This is a genomic window from Nocardia sp. NPDC005978, assembly GCF_040614455.1.
GTDB lineage: Bacteria > Actinomycetota > Actinomycetes > Mycobacteriales > Mycobacteriaceae > Nocardia.
Map to the genome: position 1 here is coordinate 15,206 of NZ_JBEXUS010000093.1, position 16,984 is coordinate 32,189.

At 68.9% G+C, this 16,984-nt stretch carries 15 protein-coding genes; 11 read left to right on the plus strand and 4 right to left on the minus strand.

Annotation, left to right across the window (positions count from 1 at the left end):
• Positions 1 to 25 precede the first annotated feature (25 nt).
• Positions 26 to 1,243 (minus strand): DUF445 family protein, encoded by a 1,218-nt coding sequence (locus ABZ319_RS30830; protein ID WP_354990046.1) that lies wholly within the window; start codon positions 1,241 to 1,243, stop codon positions 26 to 28.
• A gap of 355 nt (positions 1,244 to 1,598) precedes the next feature.
• On the opposite strand from ABZ319_RS30830, the gene ABZ319_RS30835 reads away from it, so the two are divergent.
• From ABZ319_RS30835 to ABZ319_RS30845, 3 genes are all read left to right on the plus strand, one after another.
• Positions 1,599 to 2,249: a TetR/AcrR family transcriptional regulator gene (locus ABZ319_RS30835; protein WP_354990047.1), complete on the plus strand. Its 651-nt coding sequence runs from the start codon at positions 1,599 to 1,601 to the stop codon at positions 2,247 to 2,249.
• Between the two features lie 186 nt (positions 2,250 to 2,435).
• Positions 2,436 to 3,869 (plus strand): AarF/ABC1/UbiB kinase family protein, encoded by a 1,434-nt coding sequence (locus ABZ319_RS30840; protein WP_354990032.1) that lies wholly within the window; start codon positions 2,436 to 2,438, stop codon positions 3,867 to 3,869.
• A 21-nt stretch (positions 3,870 to 3,890) separates the two neighbouring features.
• Positions 3,891 to 5,132 (plus strand): saccharopine dehydrogenase NADP-binding domain-containing protein, encoded by a 1,242-nt coding sequence (locus tag ABZ319_RS30845; RefSeq protein WP_354990033.1) that lies wholly within the window; start codon positions 3,891 to 3,893, stop codon positions 5,130 to 5,132.
• 238 nt (positions 5,133 to 5,370) lie between these two features.
• Here the strand turns inward: ABZ319_RS30845 and ABZ319_RS30850 are convergent, their stop codons facing one another.
• Complete coding sequence (locus ABZ319_RS30850) at positions 5,371 to 6,870, minus strand: hypothetical protein (protein ID WP_354990034.1); 1,500 nt, start codon at positions 6,868 to 6,870, stop codon at positions 5,371 to 5,373.
• Positions 6,871 to 7,167: 297 nt separating this feature from the next.
• Between ABZ319_RS30850 and ABZ319_RS30855 the strand changes: the two genes are divergently transcribed.
• The 4 genes from ABZ319_RS30855 to ABZ319_RS30870 all read left to right on the plus strand — a co-directional run bounded on the left by ABZ319_RS30855 (position 7,168) and on the right by ABZ319_RS30870 (position 10,198).
• A complete protein-coding gene (locus ABZ319_RS30855; RefSeq protein WP_354990035.1) occupies positions 7,168 to 7,845 on the plus strand; it encodes an ESX secretion-associated protein EspG in 678 nt (225 codons plus the stop codon).
• Positions 7,846 to 7,893: 48 nt separating this feature from the next.
• A complete protein-coding gene (locus tag ABZ319_RS30860; RefSeq protein WP_354990036.1) occupies positions 7,894 to 8,745 on the plus strand; it encodes a polyphosphate kinase 2 family protein in 852 nt (283 codons plus the stop codon).
• 131 nt (positions 8,746 to 8,876) lie between these two features.
• Positions 8,877 to 9,626: a thioredoxin domain-containing protein gene (locus ABZ319_RS30865; protein WP_354990037.1), complete on the plus strand. Its 750-nt coding sequence runs from the start codon at positions 8,877 to 8,879 to the stop codon at positions 9,624 to 9,626.
• Positions 9,626 to 10,198, plus strand: a complete 573-nt coding sequence (locus ABZ319_RS30870) for a vitamin K epoxide reductase family protein (protein ID WP_354990048.1) — start codon at positions 9,626 to 9,628, stop codon at positions 10,196 to 10,198. Before ABZ319_RS30865 ends, ABZ319_RS30870 begins: the two co-directional genes overlap by 1 nt.
• 1 nt (position 10,199) lies before the next feature.
• On the opposite strand, the gene ABZ319_RS30875 is transcribed toward ABZ319_RS30870, so the two are convergent.
• Positions 10,200 to 11,342 (minus strand): trypsin-like peptidase domain-containing protein, encoded by a 1,143-nt coding sequence (locus ABZ319_RS30875; RefSeq protein WP_354990038.1) that lies wholly within the window; start codon positions 11,340 to 11,342, stop codon positions 10,200 to 10,202.
• 110 nt (positions 11,343 to 11,452) lie between these two features.
• Positions 11,453 to 12,187 (minus strand): ZIP family metal transporter, encoded by a 735-nt coding sequence (locus ABZ319_RS30880; protein WP_354990039.1) that lies wholly within the window; start codon positions 12,185 to 12,187, stop codon positions 11,453 to 11,455.
• A gap of 107 nt (positions 12,188 to 12,294) precedes the next feature.
• On the opposite strand from ABZ319_RS30880, the gene ABZ319_RS30885 reads away from it, so the two are divergent.
• The 4 genes from ABZ319_RS30885 to ABZ319_RS30900 all read left to right on the plus strand — a co-directional run bounded on the left by ABZ319_RS30885 (position 12,295) and on the right by ABZ319_RS30900 (position 16,980).
• Positions 12,295 to 13,347 (plus strand): NAD(P)-dependent alcohol dehydrogenase, encoded by a 1,053-nt coding sequence (locus ABZ319_RS30885; RefSeq protein WP_354990040.1) that lies wholly within the window; start codon positions 12,295 to 12,297, stop codon positions 13,345 to 13,347.
• A gap of 71 nt (positions 13,348 to 13,418) precedes the next feature.
• A complete protein-coding gene (locus ABZ319_RS30890) occupies positions 13,419 to 14,606 on the plus strand; it encodes an AI-2E family transporter (protein WP_354990041.1) in 1,188 nt (395 codons plus the stop codon).
• 146 nt (positions 14,607 to 14,752) lie between these two features.
• Positions 14,753 to 15,040, plus strand: a complete 288-nt coding sequence (locus ABZ319_RS30895) for a hypothetical protein (RefSeq protein ID WP_354990042.1) — start codon at positions 14,753 to 14,755, stop codon at positions 15,038 to 15,040.
• 338 nt (positions 15,041 to 15,378) lie between these two features.
• Entirely contained in the window at positions 15,379 to 16,980 is a 1,602-nt protein-coding gene (locus ABZ319_RS30900) for a protein kinase (RefSeq protein WP_354990043.1), read from the plus strand.
• Positions 16,981 to 16,984 lie beyond the last annotated feature (4 nt).

The following is a 16,984-nucleotide window of genomic DNA, read 5'->3' on the forward strand; positions in this document are numbered from 1 at the left end:
CGGCAAACGAGCGGCGCGAAGCCGGTCAGCCATTGAACAGCAACTGTGAAACGGAATAGATTACGAGTCCGGCGAGCGAGCCGACGACCGTGCCGTTGATGCGGATGAATTGCAGATCCTTGCCCGCCGCCAATTCGATCTTGCGGCTGGCCTCCTCCGCGTCCCAGCGTGCCACGGTGTCGCTCACCAGCGTGGCAACCTCGTCGCCATAGTTGGAAATGAGATAGCGCACACCGCGTTCGAGCCAGTTGTCGACCTTGGCGCGCATCTCCGGATCGGCCGAGAGCCGCTCGCCGAGCTGCTGCACGTTCTCCGAGACCTTGCGCCGCAGGGTCGAGTTCGGATCGTCCACGGACTCCAGAATCATCCGCTTGGCGGCGCGCCACGTGGCGTGCGCCATACCGGTGATCTCCTGCCGGCCCATGAGCTCGGTCTTGATCTTCTCCGCCTTGGCGATCATCGCGTCGTCGAATTGCAGATCGTGCGCGAATTCCTCCAGGAAGCGGTTGGCCGCCAGGCGCACCTCGTGATCGGGCTGCGTCCGCACCTTCCAGGTGAACTCCACCAGCTCGCGATAGATCTTCTCGGCGAGCATGGAATTGACGAACTTGGGCGCCCAGCCGGGCGCATCCCGGTTGATGATCTTGTCGATGGTGTCCTGGGAGTCCAGCGCCCACTGGTGTGCGCGCTCGGCCAGCAGGTCCAGCAGCGGGCCCTGGCGATTGTCGGCGATGAGCTCGTTGAGCACCTTGCCGATGGGCGGACCCCACTGCGGTTCGGCGATGCGCTTGACGATGGTCTGATCGATGATCTGCTCGACGTCCTCGTCGCGCAGTACGCCCACGACCGCGCGCAGAATGGTGGCGCTCTCCTCTGCCACCCGGGCCGCGTGCTCGGGATCGGCCATCCAGCGGCCCAGGCGGAAGGAGACCTGCGCCGAGTTCACCTTCGCGGCGACCACGTCCGGCGACAGGAAGTTGGTGCGCACGAAATCGCCGAGCCCCGCGCCCAATTGGTCTTTCTTCTTGCGAATGATGGCCGTGTGCGGAATCGGCAGGCCCAGCGGATGACGGAACAGCGCGGTCACCGCGAACCAGTCCGCGAGCGCGCCGACCATGCCCGCCTCGGACGCGGCCTTCACGTAACCGATCCACTCGCCGCCCTGACCGCGGGACTGGAACCAGGCGCAGAGGATGAAGACGAGGGTCGCGGCCCCGAGGAATCCGGTGGCGATGGCCTTCATCCGCCACAGTTCCTTCTGCTTGCCCTCCTCGTCCAAGAGGTCGGCGAAAGCGCCGCCCGGCGGGGCGGTCTTGCTCGCGCGGCTGCTCGATTCGAGTACCCCGGTGCTGCCGGCAGGTTGCTCCATGAGTCCATTCTGCTGCTTGCCGGAAGTGCGGCCGGGCCACCGGGCCGGTCCCGAACGTCGGCGATCTGCCGCATGGGAGGCTTAAGCTGAGTAGATCCAGCACAAAACCGCGAACCAGGGAGTCACGCTGTCCACCCAAAGAGCAGTCGACGCCGGTACCCGAGCCGACGCCGCCTCACCTCGGCCGGGGCGCGAGGACGGCCGGAAGAAGCGCTGGCAGCAACACAAGATCGACCGCCGGGAAGAACTCGTCGACGGCACCCTCGCGGCCATCCGCAAACGCGGCGGCGACGCGGGCATGGACGAGATCGCGGCGGAGATCGGCGTCTCCAAGACCGTTCTGTACCGGTACTTCTCCGACAAGCAGGACCTGACCCGCGCGACCATGGAACGGTTCATCGAGACCACGCTCATGCCGCGCATCTACGGCGCGATCAGCGACGATCTCGACGAGTACCAGCTCGTGCGCAACACCCTGGCCGCCTACGTGCACACGGTCGACGAGGACACCGACGTCTACCGCTTCATCATGGGCAACGGGTCCTCCACCGACACCTCGACCCTGGCAGACTTCGAGAAGCTGTTCGCGCAGGTCGTCTCCGCGGTGATCATCGACAAGGCCTTCGACCGCGGCGTGCAGACCGAAGGCGCGATGCTGTGGGCCTACGTCCTGGTCGGCGGCGTGCAGCTGGCCACCGACTGGTGGATCACCAATCGCACCATGTCGAGCGAGGAGATGCTGGACTACCTGACCATGATGGCGTGGAGCGCCGTCGAGGGCATGGTCCGCTCGGGCGGCGATCGCGAGTGGTTCAACTCCCGCAAGCACGTCTTGCCAGATCCGGAGAACAAGAGTGAGATCGAGGTCGCCGAGAACTGAGGGCATGCGGGCCGGATGACTCCGGTTACGCACGCTACGGTTCGGCACCGAACCGCCGGCACGCGCGCGCCCGGTCACGGCCGGGAGCTGTGGGCCGGATTTTCACACCGGGCGCGACGGTGCGGCGCAACAGTAGGCTGAGCGATGGCACCAATGGGGGCGCCGGGGTCCAATGGAGGGTCACTGATGGCGAAAGAGCTGCCCACATCCAGGCTCGCGCGGGGAACGAAGCTGGGTATGGCCGTCGCCGGTAATGCCATACGCAACCAGCGGACCCGCAGGTCGATGCGCGGGCGCTCGGAGGCCGTGCGCGAGCGGATGGCCGAGGAGTCCATGATCCGGGCCACCGAGCAGATGGTCATGGTGCTGGGCACCATGAAGGGCGTGGCCATGAAGCTCGGGCAGATGCTGTCCGTGCTCGATCTGGATCTGGTGCCGCCGGAGCATCGCGAACGTTTCCAGCGCAGGCTCGCGGTGCTGCGCGACAGCGCGCCCTCGGTGTCGTTCGAGGTGATGCGCGCGGTCATCGAGGAGGATTTCGGCCGGACCCTGGAAGAGGTGTTCGCCGAGTTCGAGCCCGAGCCCATCGCGGCCGCCTCGATCGGTCAGGTGTACCGCGCGAAGTTGCACGACGGCCGCACGGTCGCGGTGAAGGTGCAGTACCCCGGCATCGACGCCGCGGTGCGCGCGGATCTGAAGAACCTGGCCATGTTCCGGCGCATCCTGCAGTCGGCGATGCCGTGGGTGACCCCGGCCGTGCTGGACGAGCTGCGCCTGAATCTGGAGAGCGAACTCGACTACGTGGCCGAGGCGAACACACAGCAGCAGATCGCCGCGCTGTACGCCGGGCATCCGTTCATCGTGGTGCCGGACACCATGCCCGAGCTGTCCACGCAGCGGGTGCTGGTGAGCGAGTACTTCCCGGGCCGCGGCTTCGAGGAGATCCGGGCGCTGCCCGACGCCGAGCGCGACCGGATCGGTGAGATCATCTACCGCTTCTACGTGGGCTCGCTGTTCACCTTCAACGAGTTCTGCGGCGATCCGCACCCGGGCAACCTGCTGCTGGGCGCGGACGGCAAGGTGGCGTTCCTGGATTTCGGGCTCTACAACCGGATGGATCCCGAGCACGTGGAGTTCGAGGCCACCTGCATCCGGGCCGCGGCCGAGGATCGCGCGGAAGACCTGCGCGAGTTGATGATTCAGCGCGGGGTGATCGACTCTCCGGAGGAGATCACCGCGGAGGAATGCCTGGAGTACGTGCTGGCCGCGTGCGAATGGGGTCTGGTGGACGAGGACATCACCATCACCCCGGAGCTGGCGTCGGGCGCGTTCGTGCTGGCGGTGGATCCGCGCGCGAGCGAGTTCTCCGGGATGAAGCAGCAGAATCTGCCGCCGGAGCACCTGTTCTCGCGGCGCGCGGACTTCCTGACCTTCGGCATGCTGGGCCAACTGGGCGCGACCGGCAACTGGCATCGCGTGTCCTGCGAATGGATCTACGGCGAGGAGCCGGTCACCGAACTCGGTAGGGCGCACCGGCAGTGGCTGGCAAACCGCCCCGCGCCCGCCCCGACCACCGCACCCAAGAAGAAGACCACCCGCAAACGCGCCGCCAAGGCGTAAACCCTTCAGGACGGCAGACACATGGCAGACAGAGAATTCGACCTGGTCCTGTTCGGCGCGACCGGCTTCGTCGGCAAGCTGACCGCGGAGTACCTGATCGGGGCCGCGCCCGCTGGTGCGCGCATCGCGCTGGCCGGGCGCTCGACGGCCAAGCTCGAGGCGGTGCGCGCCGAACTCGGCCCGCTGGCGGCGAATTGGCCGCTGGTGCAGGCGGATTCGACCGATCAGGCCAGCCTGGACGCCCTCGCCGCGCGGACGAAGGTCGTGGTGACCACGGTCGGCCCGTACCTGCGCTACGGCATGCCGCTGGTGCAGGCGTGCGCCGAGAACGGCACCCACTACGCCGATCTCACCGGTGAGCCGCTGTTCATCCGCGAATGCATCGACCGCTTCGGCGAGCGGGCCGCCGAGACCGGCGCGAAGATCGTGAATTCCTGTGGCTACGACTCGATTCCGTCGGACCTGAGCGTCTACCAGCTGTACAAGCGCAGCGTCGCGGACACCACCGGCGAGCTCACCGACGTCACGCTGGTGGCCTGGCTCAAGGGCGGAATGAGCGGCGGCACTGTGGATTCGGGCCGCGCGATGATGGAGGCGATCGCCACGGATCCGAAGAAGGGCGCGATCATGTCGCACCCCTATTCGCTGAGCCCGGACAAGGCCATGGAGCCCGACGTCGGCCGGCAGAGCGATCAGGCGCTGGAGAAGGCTGCCAATATCGATCCGAGCCTGAGCGGCTGGGTCGCCACCTTCATCATGGGCGCGCACAACACCAAGGTGGTGCGCCGCAGCAACGGTCTGCTGGGCTGGCCGTACGGCAAGAACTTCCGCTACCGCGAGGTCATGAGCGCGGGCTCGTCCGCGACCGCCCCGCTGGTGGCGGCCGGTATGGCGGGCGGAATCGTGGCGACCATGGCCGCGGGCGCGCTGCTGTCCCGGGTCGCGGTGGGCCGCAAGGTGATCGACCGCCTGGTGCCCAAGCCCGGCACCGGCCCGAGCGAGCAGGCCCGCCGCAACGGCTGGTTCACCATGCGCACCTTCGCCAACACGACCTCGGGCGCGAAGTACGTGTGCACCTTCGCCGGCAAGGGCGATCCCGGCTACCAGGCCACCGCGGTCATGCTCGGCCAGTCCGGCCTGGCACTGGCCTTCGACACGCTCCCCGAGATCGCGGGCATCCTCACCCCCGCCTCGGCCATGGGCGACACCCTGACCGACCGCCTGCGCAAGGCCGACATCACGATCGACGTCCAGCCCGCCTGACACACAACTCGATTCGGCCGGGGCGAGAATTCGCTCCGGCCGAATCGATGGACCTGCCCGCGCACCACCGATCGATTCCGCGGCGGACCCGGCACTCCGTATGAGGCCGCCTCCAATTCTCCGGTTCCCCCGGACGCACGCGCCCCGATACCGGCGTTCCCGCCACCGCCGAGGGCTACGACCTCTATCGCGCGCCGCCGGGTTTCGGCTAGCGGTCGCCGGCTCCCCCGGCGTCTGCTCAGTTGCCGTCGCGCAGGGAGATCAGGCCGCCGAGGGTGCCCAGGTAGGCCGCGCCGTCCGGGCCGATCGCCAGGCCTGCGTAGTTGTTGTTGTAGAGCGGTCCCGCGCCGGACAGGCGCTGCCACACCAGGTTTCCGGTGTGGAAGTCCAGGGTGGTCCAGTACCAGGGGTCGGTGGGTTCGGAGCCCTTGGTGTAGGTGTAGATCAGGCCGTTGGCCAGCGAGAGCTTGGGCACCACGCTGGGGGCGGCGACGGTGGTGTTGGTCCACACCTTGGTGCAACCCGACCCGTCGGGGTTGATGTCGACGCGGGCGAATCCGGGCACGGTGGTGCGGCCCCCGAGCGTGGCCTCGGGGCCGGAGTAGCCGTAGTTGTTCTCCACGATCAGCGAATTGCCCGCGCCGATAAGCGAATTCTCGGTGTTGCCCGCGCCGGTCTCGAACACCGGCACCGAGCACACCTCGCGCTGCGCGGCAGCGCGCGCGGTGCGGTACACGACCACGTTCATGGGGTCGGCGTTGTCGGTGATCGCCAAGTACCCGCCGGGCAGGATCGTCGGTGTGGTGCCGGTGCCGTCGTCGGTCTGGCCGGGCTTGTGCTGTCCGCTGTTGGCGTAGGTGACGCGCCAGGTGATTTCGGGTCCGCCGCCGGGTCCCGCGTCCAGGCGCAGCAGTTCGCGATTGGTGGCGATGTAGACGTCGCCGTCCGCGCCGACGGCGAAGGAGTTCTGGATCTGCCCCTCGGTCCCGTCGCCGAGCCGGATCACCTGTATCGCACCGGTTTCCGGGTCGATGGTGCCGACCACGCCGTTGCTCTTGGCGACGAACCACAGCCTGCCGGCGGCGTCGGGGAGCACCGAGTTCAGTTGCTCGCCGGGCCGCAGCACGCCGGTCAGGTCGTAGTCCCGTTCGAGGACGAAGCCGTCGGCGGTGGCGTTCTCGGCCAGCACCATGACGTGCCCGGTGGCCGCGCCGACGATGGCGCGATCGCGGTCGTCGAGATAGAAGTAGGCCCCGCCGCCGAAGTTGGTGAAGGCGCCCGGGCGCAGCATGGCCCCGGGTTCGCGCCCGGGCAGCGGGTATCGGCCCAGCACCCGCATTCCGGCTGGATCGATCAGGTAGACACCGGGATTCAGGCCTGGGCAGGTGGCGACGATGCGACCGGCGCGGTCGAACGCGAGTGATCCGCATTCGCTGCCCAGCAGCAGCGAGTCGACCCGGGTGTCGATGCCGAGCGGCCCGGAGCGGACGTAGGTGTCGCTCATCCAGCCGTCGTTGTGGATGCCGGAGTCGCCGTTGGCCGCGAGCCCGGGATGGTGCGGCACCGCCGGCACCCCGTCGACCGGTCGCGGTGTCGCGGGTGCGCCGAGGAATTCCGGCGCTCCGCCGGGTACGCCGGGAATCGGTGCGGCCGTGCCGGTTCCGGGGAGGCCGAGCGGCGCGAGTAGTGCCGCGCCGCAGGCGAGCGCGGTCGCCGCCATGTTCCTGGCTCCGAGCATCGGTCCGTACCTCCGGGTGTGCGCCTGCGGCGTGCGCACCCGCGGATGCGCTCGCGCGAATTTGATCGATCGACCGGTATCGGATGATCGCACACCGCGGGGCCGGGCCCTACCGTGCGGTACGTCACAGTAAGCCCCCTTACACGACGGCTCACACCCGCCCTGACCCTCCGGTAAGGTCGCCAACGGGACGGAGGGTCGGACCGCAGAAAGGGGGACGCCCGATATGTCCGCACAGGACATCGGGTCAGACTCGCTCGGCCTCGCCGCCACCGGGGGCAGGCCACGGTGAAATGGATGCTGACCCCGGACGAATTCGCGCTGGTCTGGACCCGCGAAACCCATCTGGAGCGCCGCCCCTATCCCCTCGACACCATGCCCGCGCGCACCGAGAACCCCGCCGCCGCACCGCGTTTGCGGCACCAGTACCTGCATCGCACCGATCCGGAGCTGACCGCGGCGCTCATGCTCTGCGCGCGCACCGACCACACCACCGTCACCCTCTACGGCGAGCGCACCGGCGGCCCGGACCCGCGCCGGATTCTCGCCTTCGCCGCGATCGCGCAGCAGCGCGCGGGCATTCTGGTCGCGCTGCCCGACGCGGTCTCGGTGCAGATCTGCCCGGCCGATCAGCTGGGCCCGGAATTGGTGGAGATCATCGGCTCGGCGCCGGCGGGCACCCTGGCCGCCATGAGCCAGCCGCAGAACGCGGTGCTGCGCCCGGACGAGACGGACCCGGACCGCTTGGGCGGCGACGATTTCCGGCGCAAACTGCGGGAACCGGTGGACGGGCGCGGGTTCATCACCGTCTCGGTGGAGCCGGCCAACCCGTTCTCACCGCCCACCAAGCACCGCACCTGGCTCGACTTCTCCGGTGACGGCCGCTATCTGCTCACCACCGCGACCGATCTGACGCTGACCCCGGTCTCGGACGAAGAACTGGCCGAGCAGCTGGGGCGGCTGGCCCGAGTTTGATTCGGCGCGTTGCCGACACGAACCCGCGCCGCGTGTTACGCATGACGGATGGCGAAGGAAACATCCTGGGCTAAACCGGTCAGCAAGGCGCTGCGCGCGGCCGGTGTGCGGGTCAGTGCGATCGAGACGGCCGCGACCCCGGGCTTCAAGGGCGACAAGAAGGCCGGTGAGCGGTTGCTCGCCGAGCGCACCGCGGTGCTGTCCGATCTCCAGGAACGGCTGTACGCCAACGGCAGGCACGGTGAGACGCGCAGTGTTCTGCTGGTGCTGCAGGGCATGGACACCGCCGGCAAGGGCGGCATCGTGCGGCACGTGATCGGTTCGGTCGATCCGCAGGGCGTGCAGCTGGCGGCGTTCGGGGTGCCCACTCCGGAGGAAAAGAAGCACCACTTCCTGTGGCGCATCCGCAAGCAGCTGCCGCGCGGCGGCCGCATCGGCGTCTTCGATCGTTCGCACTACGAGGATGTGCTCGTGGTCCGCGTGCACGATCTGGTGCCGCCGGAGGTGTGGGGCAAGCGCTACGACGAGATCAACAAGTTCGAGCGCAAGCTCGTCGACGACGGCACCGTCATCGTCAAGGTCGCCATGTTCGTCTCGCTGGACGAGCAGAAGAAGCGCCTCATGCAGCGGCTCGAACGGCCGGACAAGTACTGGAAGTACAGCGTCAACGACGTCACCGAGCGCGGCTCCTGGCCCGCGTATCAGGAGGCGTACCAGGCCATGCTGGATCGCACCGACACCGATTACGCCCCCTGGCACGTGCTGCCCTGCGATCACAAGTGGTACGCCCGGCTCGCGGTCACCGAACTGCTCATCGACGCGCTGGGTGGCCTGAAGCTGGAGTGGCCGCCCGCGACGTTCGACATCGAGGAGCAGAAGCGGCTGCTCGCGAAGGCGTGAGCCCCGAGTGATTTTTCTCCCGCGGAACGGCCCTTTCGCCGGGCCGGTCCGGCTTGTCCAGGAATCTCTCAGGTTTGCGGGCGAAGATGGGCCCGCAGAGTCGTGACTATGGAAGGCGTGTGAGGGCACAGGTGAGCAAGAAACCGGCTGATCGCAAGAATCCGCTCGCCGATGCGCAGCGGTCCGAGCGCAATCGCAAGATCATGATCCAGGTGGGCGTCGCCGCGGTGCTGGTCGGCCTCGTCGCCGCCATCGGCATCGGCCTGGCCATGCGCGATTCCAAGGACGGCTCGGACTTCAATCCCGTGGTCACCCACGACGCCGCCGCCGGTGCGGTGCCGCCGAATGTCACAGAGGGCGGCGCCATCCGGATCGGCAAGCCGGACGCCAAGGCAAAGATCCAGATCGTCGCCGATCTGCAGTGCCCGGCCTGCAAGGGCTTCGAGCAGACCAACGCGAGCGTGCTCGACGACGCGCTGAGCAGCGGTGACGCCCGGATCGAGTACAGCATCATCTCGTTCCTGGACCGCGCCTCGCAGGGCAACCAGTACTCCACCCGCGCGGCGAACGCCGCCTACGTCGTCGCCTCCGCGGACACGACCAACTTCCAGAAGTGGCTCGAGCTCATGTTCGCCAAGCAGCCCGCCGAGGGCGCGAACGGCATGACCGACGATCAGCTCATCGCCATCGCGGCCGAGGCCGGTTACACCGATCCCGCTGTGGCGCAGGGCATCCGGGACGGCAAGTACATCGCGTACGTGAAGGACGCGACCAAGGCGGTCTTCGACACCGGCCTGGATTCCACCCCGACCGTGTACGTGAACGGCAAGAAGGTGAATCCGCAGTCGCTGAAGTCGGAGATCGAGGCCGCGGCCAAGTGATGATCTCGGCTCCGCCCCGGTCCGCCTGGCCACTGCTGCTGGGCGGACTGATCGGCTGGGGTGCGTCGGTGACGCTGCTGGTCGAGAAGTTCAAGCTGTTCACCGATTCGAGCTACGTCCCCTCCTGCAATATCGATCAGGTGGTGGCGTGCACCGCCGTCATGCAGTCCGAGCAGGCCGCGGCGTTCGGGTTCCCGAATCCGATCATCGGCGTGGTCGGCTTCTCGGTGGTGGTGACCCTGGGTGTGCTGTCGGTGGCCGGCATCGGCTTCCCGCGCTGGATCTGGGGCGGGCTGTGGACCGGGCTGCTGGCGGGGATGGGTTTCATCTTCTGGCTCATCTATTCGGCGGTGTTCCAGATCCGCGCGCTGTGCCCGTGGTGCATGGTGGTGTGGGCGGTGACGCCGATGCTGCTGGTCATCGTCACCGGCCAGCTCTGGGGCAGGTCCCGGGGGCTGCTGCAGGTCGTGGTGGAGTGGCGCTGGACGGTGGCCGCGATCTATTACGCGGTGGTCATTCTGATCGTCTACATCCAGTTCCAGGACCACTGGCGGGATGTGATCTCCGGTTAGCTCAATTCGGCGGCCCGACGGCGAGTTTCACGATCACCGTCCGGGTGCCGCCGCCGGGCGCGGAGATGTCCAGTCGCACCGTGTCCTCGGGCTTGCGCAGATTGAGCGCGGCCTTGAGGGCTCCGGTGGTGTCCACCGGCTGCCCGTCGATGGCCGTGATGACCTCCCCCTCGGTGAGCCCGGCCGCGTAGGCGGGCATGCCGTAGACGGCCACCTCGATCTGCGCGCCCGGTGTCCGGCGCGCGTCGGAGGTGATGATCCCCAGGGTGGCGGTCGGCCCGATGTGCACGGTGTCCGTCGGTGTGCCGGAACGTATTTGGCGCACGATCGCCATGGCCGCGTCGATCGGCACCGCGTAGCCGTTGGGCCCCTGTCCGAGGGCCTTCTGAATTTCTCCCGAGGCCGCGGTGACGACCCCGACCACCGCGCCGTACCGGTCCACCAGCGCGCCGCCGGACTGCCCGGCGCTGACCGCGGCGGACACTTCGATCAAGCCGTGCAGCGACTTCCGGGACAGGTCCGCGGAATTGCGGGCCACGATGGCGCTGTCCAGTCCGGTGACGGCCCCGCCGACCGCGGTCGGTGACCCGGTGCCCCCCGCGTTGCCGATCGCGAGGAGTTCGTCTCCGATCCGCAGGGTGCTCGAACTGCCCAGCCGGGCCACCGGAAGCCCTGCGGCCCCGAACAATTCGATGAGCGCGATGTCGGCGCCCGAGTCGTAGCCGAGCACCACGGCGGGGTAGACCGCGCCGGTGCCGACATCGGCGACGGTCACCCTGTCCGCGCCCTTGATGACGTGGTGACTGGTGAGCACCTGTCCCTGCGCGGTCAGCACGATGCCCGAGCCCGCGGCGCTGAGCCCGTACGGGCGGACGGCCGCGGTGATGTTCACCAGCGCGGGTTCCACGGTGTTCGATACGTGTTCGGCGTCCAGCGGCGGCAGCGGCGGGCCGAGCAGGGTGGCGGTGACCGAGTCGGCGCGCAGCGGCCAGTGCGTCAGCCCGCCGTTGTAGCCCAGGAACGCGGTGAAGCCGAGGATCGCCACCAGCAGCAGGGCGAGGGTGCGGCCGCCGTTGCCTTCGGAACCGGGCCCGCGCGCGGGATAGGGGCCCGCCGGACCGGTTCGAGACATGTCGTCGTACATGCGCGCTCCCGACTGCCGTGGGCGCCCGGCCAGCGGCCGCAGGCGTTTTCCGCACCTTCTGGTGTACCAGTTCCGGCGGGGAAGCGCGTTGCAATGACGGGAGGCCGGGCTCAGCCGTGGCCGAGCGCGGCCACGCCGAACATGAATCCGACCCCGGCCAGCGTGCACAGCAGCGGCGCCTTGGAGGGTTTGCCCGCGTGCGCCTCGGGCAGGATGTCGGCGGTGGCCAGGTAGAGCAGGAAGCCGGCGAAGTAGCCCAGGTACATGCCCACGAATTCGGCGGGCACCCGCACGAAGGTCCCGACTATCGCGCCGAGTACCGGGGCCAGCGCGTCGGCGGCGAGCATGAGGAAGCCGCGCCGCCGGTCGTTGCCGTAGAGCGTGGTGAGGGTGAAGGTGTTGAAGCCGTCGGCGAAGTCGTGGCAGATGACCGCGAGCGCGACGGCCGCGCCGACCGCGGCGCCCGCCTGGAATCCGATGCCGATGCTGAAGCCGTCCAGGAAGCTGTGGAACACCAGCCCGCCGGCGGCGACCAGCCCGACCGAGGCGAAGTCGTGGTGGTGCGCGCCGAATTCGTCCTCGTGGCCGGTGTGCAGCGCCACGGCCTGTTCCAGGATGTGCACGGTGAAGAAGCCGACGACCGCGGCCAGCAGCGGCACCGGGATGCCGAGCGCCTCGCGGGTGTCCTGTTCGAGCGCCTCGGGCAGCAGGTCGAAGGCGACGACGCCGAGCATGACCCCGGCTGCCAGACCCAGGACCAGGCGTTTGCGTTCGCCGATGCGGTCGGCCGCGAGCCCGCCGATGAAGGTCGAGAGCATCGACACCAGGGACAGCAGAATCGCCATCCGCCCAGCATGGGCGATAGCGATCGGCTCTATGTCCACGCCGCGCCGGATGCGACATTCCGGACGAATCCTGGTGATTGATCGCGTGCGCAGGTAGGCATGTATTCATGAGCACCGCTGCCGCCTACGCCGTCTCCGCCCCCGATGGCCGATTCGAGAAGCTGACCATCGAACGCCGCGAGCTCGGCCCCCGCGATGTCCTGATCGACGTGAAGTTCGCGGGCATCTGCCACTCCGACATCCACACCGCCCGCGACGAATGGGGCGGCGCGAAATATCCGTGCGTGCCCGGGCACGAAATCGCCGGACTCGTCGCCGGTGTCGGCTCGGCCGTCACCAAGTACCAGGTCGGCGACCGGGTCGGCGTGGGTTGCATGGTCGATTCCTGCGGGGTGTGCGAACCCTGTCTGGCCGGTGAGGAGCAGTACTGCATCCCCGGCGCGACCATGACCTACAACACCAAGGTCGCACCCGAGGTGCAGGCCGACGGCTACACCATGGGCGGCTACTCCACCCGGGTCGTGGTGACCGAGAACTTCGTCGTCGGCATCCCCGAGGGCATCGGCCTCGACGTGGCCGCGCCGCTGCTGTGCGCGGGCGTCACCCTGTTCTCGCCGCTGCGGCACTGGAACGCCGGACCGGGCAAGCGGGTCGCGATCATCGGCATGGGCGGGCTCGGGCACGTGGGTGTGAAGATCGCCGCGGCCATGGGCGCGGAGGTGACCGTGCTCTCGCATTCGCTGAGCAAGCAGGAGGACGGCAAGAAGTTCGGCGCGCACCACTACTACGCGACCAGCGAACGCGAGACCTTCCGCGGGCTGCGCGGGCGCTTCGACCTGATCCTCAACACCGTGTCGGCCGATCTGCCCATCGACGACTACCTCAAGCTGCTGGCGCTGGACGGCACGCTGGTGATCCTGGGCCTGCCCGAGAACCCTTTGGCCGTCAAGCCTTTCACCATCGCCGGCTACCGGCGCTCGCTGGCCGGATCCATGATCGGCGGCATCGCGCAGACCCAGGAGATGCTGAACTTCTGCGCCGAGCACGGCATCGGCGCGGAGATCGAACTGATCTCGGCCGATCGCATCGACGAAGCGTACGACCGGGTCGTGGCCAGCGACGTGCGGTACCGCTTCGTCATCGACGCGGCAACGATGTAGCGGTCACCCGGGGGCGCGCGAGAACACGCCGCTCCCACCGCGATCCGCTCGGCGCGATTACCTTTGCGGGTGTGTCCGAGGAACAGGATGACCGGCCGGACGACACATCGGACCGGCGCGATGTCACGACCATGATTCCGCCGTGGCTGCCGCGGGCGTATCTGCTGGCGGCGGCCGTCGTGGCCGGGGTCGTGGTCAGCTTCTGGGCGCTGCAGAAGCTGCAGAGCCTGATCACCGTGGTGGTGGTGTCGCTGTTCCTGGCGTTCGCCATCGAGCCCGCGGTGAACTGGCTGGCGGCGCGGGGCTGGCGGCGCGCGCCCGCCACCGGGCTGGTTTTCGTACTGGTGCTGGTGGTGCTGGTCGGATTCGTCTGGACCATGGGCGAACTCGTGGTCGATCAGGTCAGCACGCTGGTGGACAACGCGCCGCAGTACGCCGGGAATCTGGTCGACTGGGTGAATTCCACGTTCAATCAGGATCTTTCGGGGGACGACCTCACCCGGTGGGCCACCGAGGCGAGTTCCTCGCTGCAGTCCTATTCCCTCGGGCTGGCCGGTGACGTGTGGGGTATCGGCACCACCGCCCTCGGGGTGCTCTTCCAGTCCCTGGGCGTGCTGCTGTTCACCTACTACTTCGCCGCCGACGGGCCGCGCTTCCGGCACGCGGTGTGCTCGGTGCTGCCCCCGGCCCGGCAGCGGCATGTGCTGCGGGCGTGGGACATCGCGGTCGAGAAGACCGGCGGCTACCTATATTCGCGGGCGCTGCTGGCACTGTGCTCGACGCTGGCGCACTACGCGGCCATGCGCGTGCTCGGCATCCCGGCGGCGTTCGCGCTGGCGCTGTGGGTCGGCGTCGTCTCGCAGTTCATCCCCACCGTGGGCACCTACCTCGCGGGCGCGCTGCCGGTGATCGTCGCGCTGGCGCAGAATCCGCGCACGGCGCTGTGGATTCTCGGTTTCATCGTGCTGTATCAGCAGTTCGAGAACTACGTGCTGCAGCCGCGCATCACGGCCACCACCCTGGACATGCATCCGGCGGTGGCCTTCGGGGCGGTGCTGGGCGGAGCCGCGCTGTTCGGGGCGACGGGGGCGCTGCTGGCCATACCGGTGACGGCGACCGGGCAGGCGTTCATCGGCGCCTATATCCGGCGTTACGACGTGGAATTGCCGCCGGAGCAGCCGGAAAGGCAACGACGCGAACGTAAGTCGCTGAAGGATCGGGTCAAGTCGGTGAAGCTCCCGGGGCGCTCCGGGAAGTGAGTCGCGGCCGCGCCGGCCCGATCTCGGAAGTGTCGGCGCGGGCACACTTCGTGTGTCGAACAGCGGACAGAGAATATCCGCGCTGCTCAGCAGTATTGGTGCCAACGGGAAACACCTCCCGGGACATCGCATCAGGAGCAGACCTCATGAATCTCATCGCCAAGCGCGTCGTCACCGCGGCGGCGGCCGCCCTGTTCGTTCTTCCGGTCGGCGCGGGTGTGGCCGCCGCCGCCCCCGCGCACTCCGGCGGGATCGCGAGCGCGAGCAACGACCGCGGCTACGAGTGGTACTGCGACCGCAACAGCCGCGGCTGGGACTGGGACTACTGCTGGAGCCACTACAAGGATCGCTGGCAGCGCGAGCACAACAACGGCGGTGACAAGGGCGATCACCGCGGCGGCGGCAACGGCGGCAACGGCAATCGCGGCTGGTGACACAGCCGTCTCGCACGCCGTGCGGCGTTGAGTGCGACAGCCGGGGAACCACGCCGGATCGGAACACCGCCGGTCGCGTTCCCCGCCCGATCGGGGTGGGTCGGGGCGAAATCATCGATCACGGTGAGGCGGTAGCGGATCCGGGGGCAGCGTAGCCACCGGGCGCTCGACGTGGAGCACCCCCCACTACTCGAACCCGCGCCGCGAACCGGTCGTATCTCCCTCTCGGACTACCGGCGTCACGGGCCGGCAGGACGCCGGGCACGTGACCCCGGAGCGGCCCGCGGCGTACCGTTGTCTCACGGTGCCGCGCGGGAAACGGGGAGGTGGGGCCGCAGATGCGATTGCAGCCTGGCTCGATGTTCGCGGGCTACGCCATCGAAAGACCGCTGGGCGCCGGGGGTATGGGCGTGGTCTATCTGGCCCGGCATCCGCGCCTGCAACGGTCGGTCGCGCTCAAGGTGCTCAACGACGCGTTCGCGCACGATGCCAAGGCGCGGGCGCGGTTCGAGCGCGAGGCCGCGCTCATCACCGCCCTGGATCACCCGAACATCGTGCCGATCTACGATCGCAACTCCCCGGACGACGAAATCCTGTGGATCTCCATGAAATTCGTGGAGGGCGGGGACGCGGCGTCGGTGCTCGCGCACGCGGGCGGCCGGGTCACGCCCGAGCGGGCGGTGCGCATGATCGGCGACGCCGGGCGCGCGCTGGATCACGCGCACCTGCACGGCGTGCTGCACCGCGACGTGAAGCCCGCCAACCTGCTGGTCGAGCACGGCGCGGGGACCTTCGAACGCACCATGGTCACCGATTTCGGAATCGCCCGCAGCGTGGAGGATTCCGAGACCGGCTCGCGGGTGAGCGCCACCCTGGCCTACACCGCCCCCGAACGCTTCGGCGGCGGCCCGGTCGATCACCGCGCCGACCTCTACTCCCTGGGCTGCACCCTGTTCAAACTCCTCACCGGCGAGCCGCCTTTCGCACGCTCGGACGACGCCGCCGTGATCGCCGCCCACCTGCACGCTCCCCTCCCCCGCCTCACCGATGTCCGCCCCGGCCTCCCCGGCGGCCTCGACGAGGTGCTGGCGACGGTCCTGGCCAAGAACCCCCACGACCGCTATCCCGACTGCGAGTCCTTCGCCGCCGCGGCCCGCGCGGCCGTGGACCGCTCCGGCGAAACGGTTGTCGCTCGCCACCTACCCGACCACACCCCGAGCACCCCGCGCCGCCTCTGGCTCGGCGAAGACGCCGAAACCGCCCCCGCACCCCGCCTCCCCTCGATTCCCGTTGCAAACGAACACGATTCGACCCGCGACGCCGGCACGCACGCGACCTCCGCGAGCGGGCGAACGGACTCGGCCGCCGACCCCGGTCCCCCGCACGCGCGCGGCTCGTTTTCTCCTGCCGCAGAGCAGAAGTCAGCCGGCACCGGCGTCCACCGGACCGGCAGTGGTCAGCCAGGTGCGGGCACAGACGCACACCTCGCGCACAACACCCATACCGAGGACAACACCCGCGTCGACGCCGGATTCTTAGGCCGCACAGCGCAACCCGATGACTATGGGACACGAGACGCGCAGGGAAGCGACGACCGCATCGCTGGCGGCTCTCGCACATCTTCTGCCCCGGGCAGATCACCGGAGGGCGCACCACCCGGCGGCGGACGGCCCGGGTCCGGCGGAATCCACCCGGACCCACGACCGGGCGGGGACGGCGACGACGCGGGTGACGCCACCGCGAGCGAACGGGCACACCCGGCAGCCAGGCGGGCGTACACGCAACCGGATAGCGGCGACGCGCGCGGGGACGGTGGCATGTTCCCCGGCGGCGCATCCGCTGAGTTCGCCGGTGGCGGACATTCGGCCGGCGGCACAGCCGCCGGCCGCACGGCCCCGCGCGGGGTACTGACCAGATCGGAAGTGCGTCGTGGAGGGTAAGAGG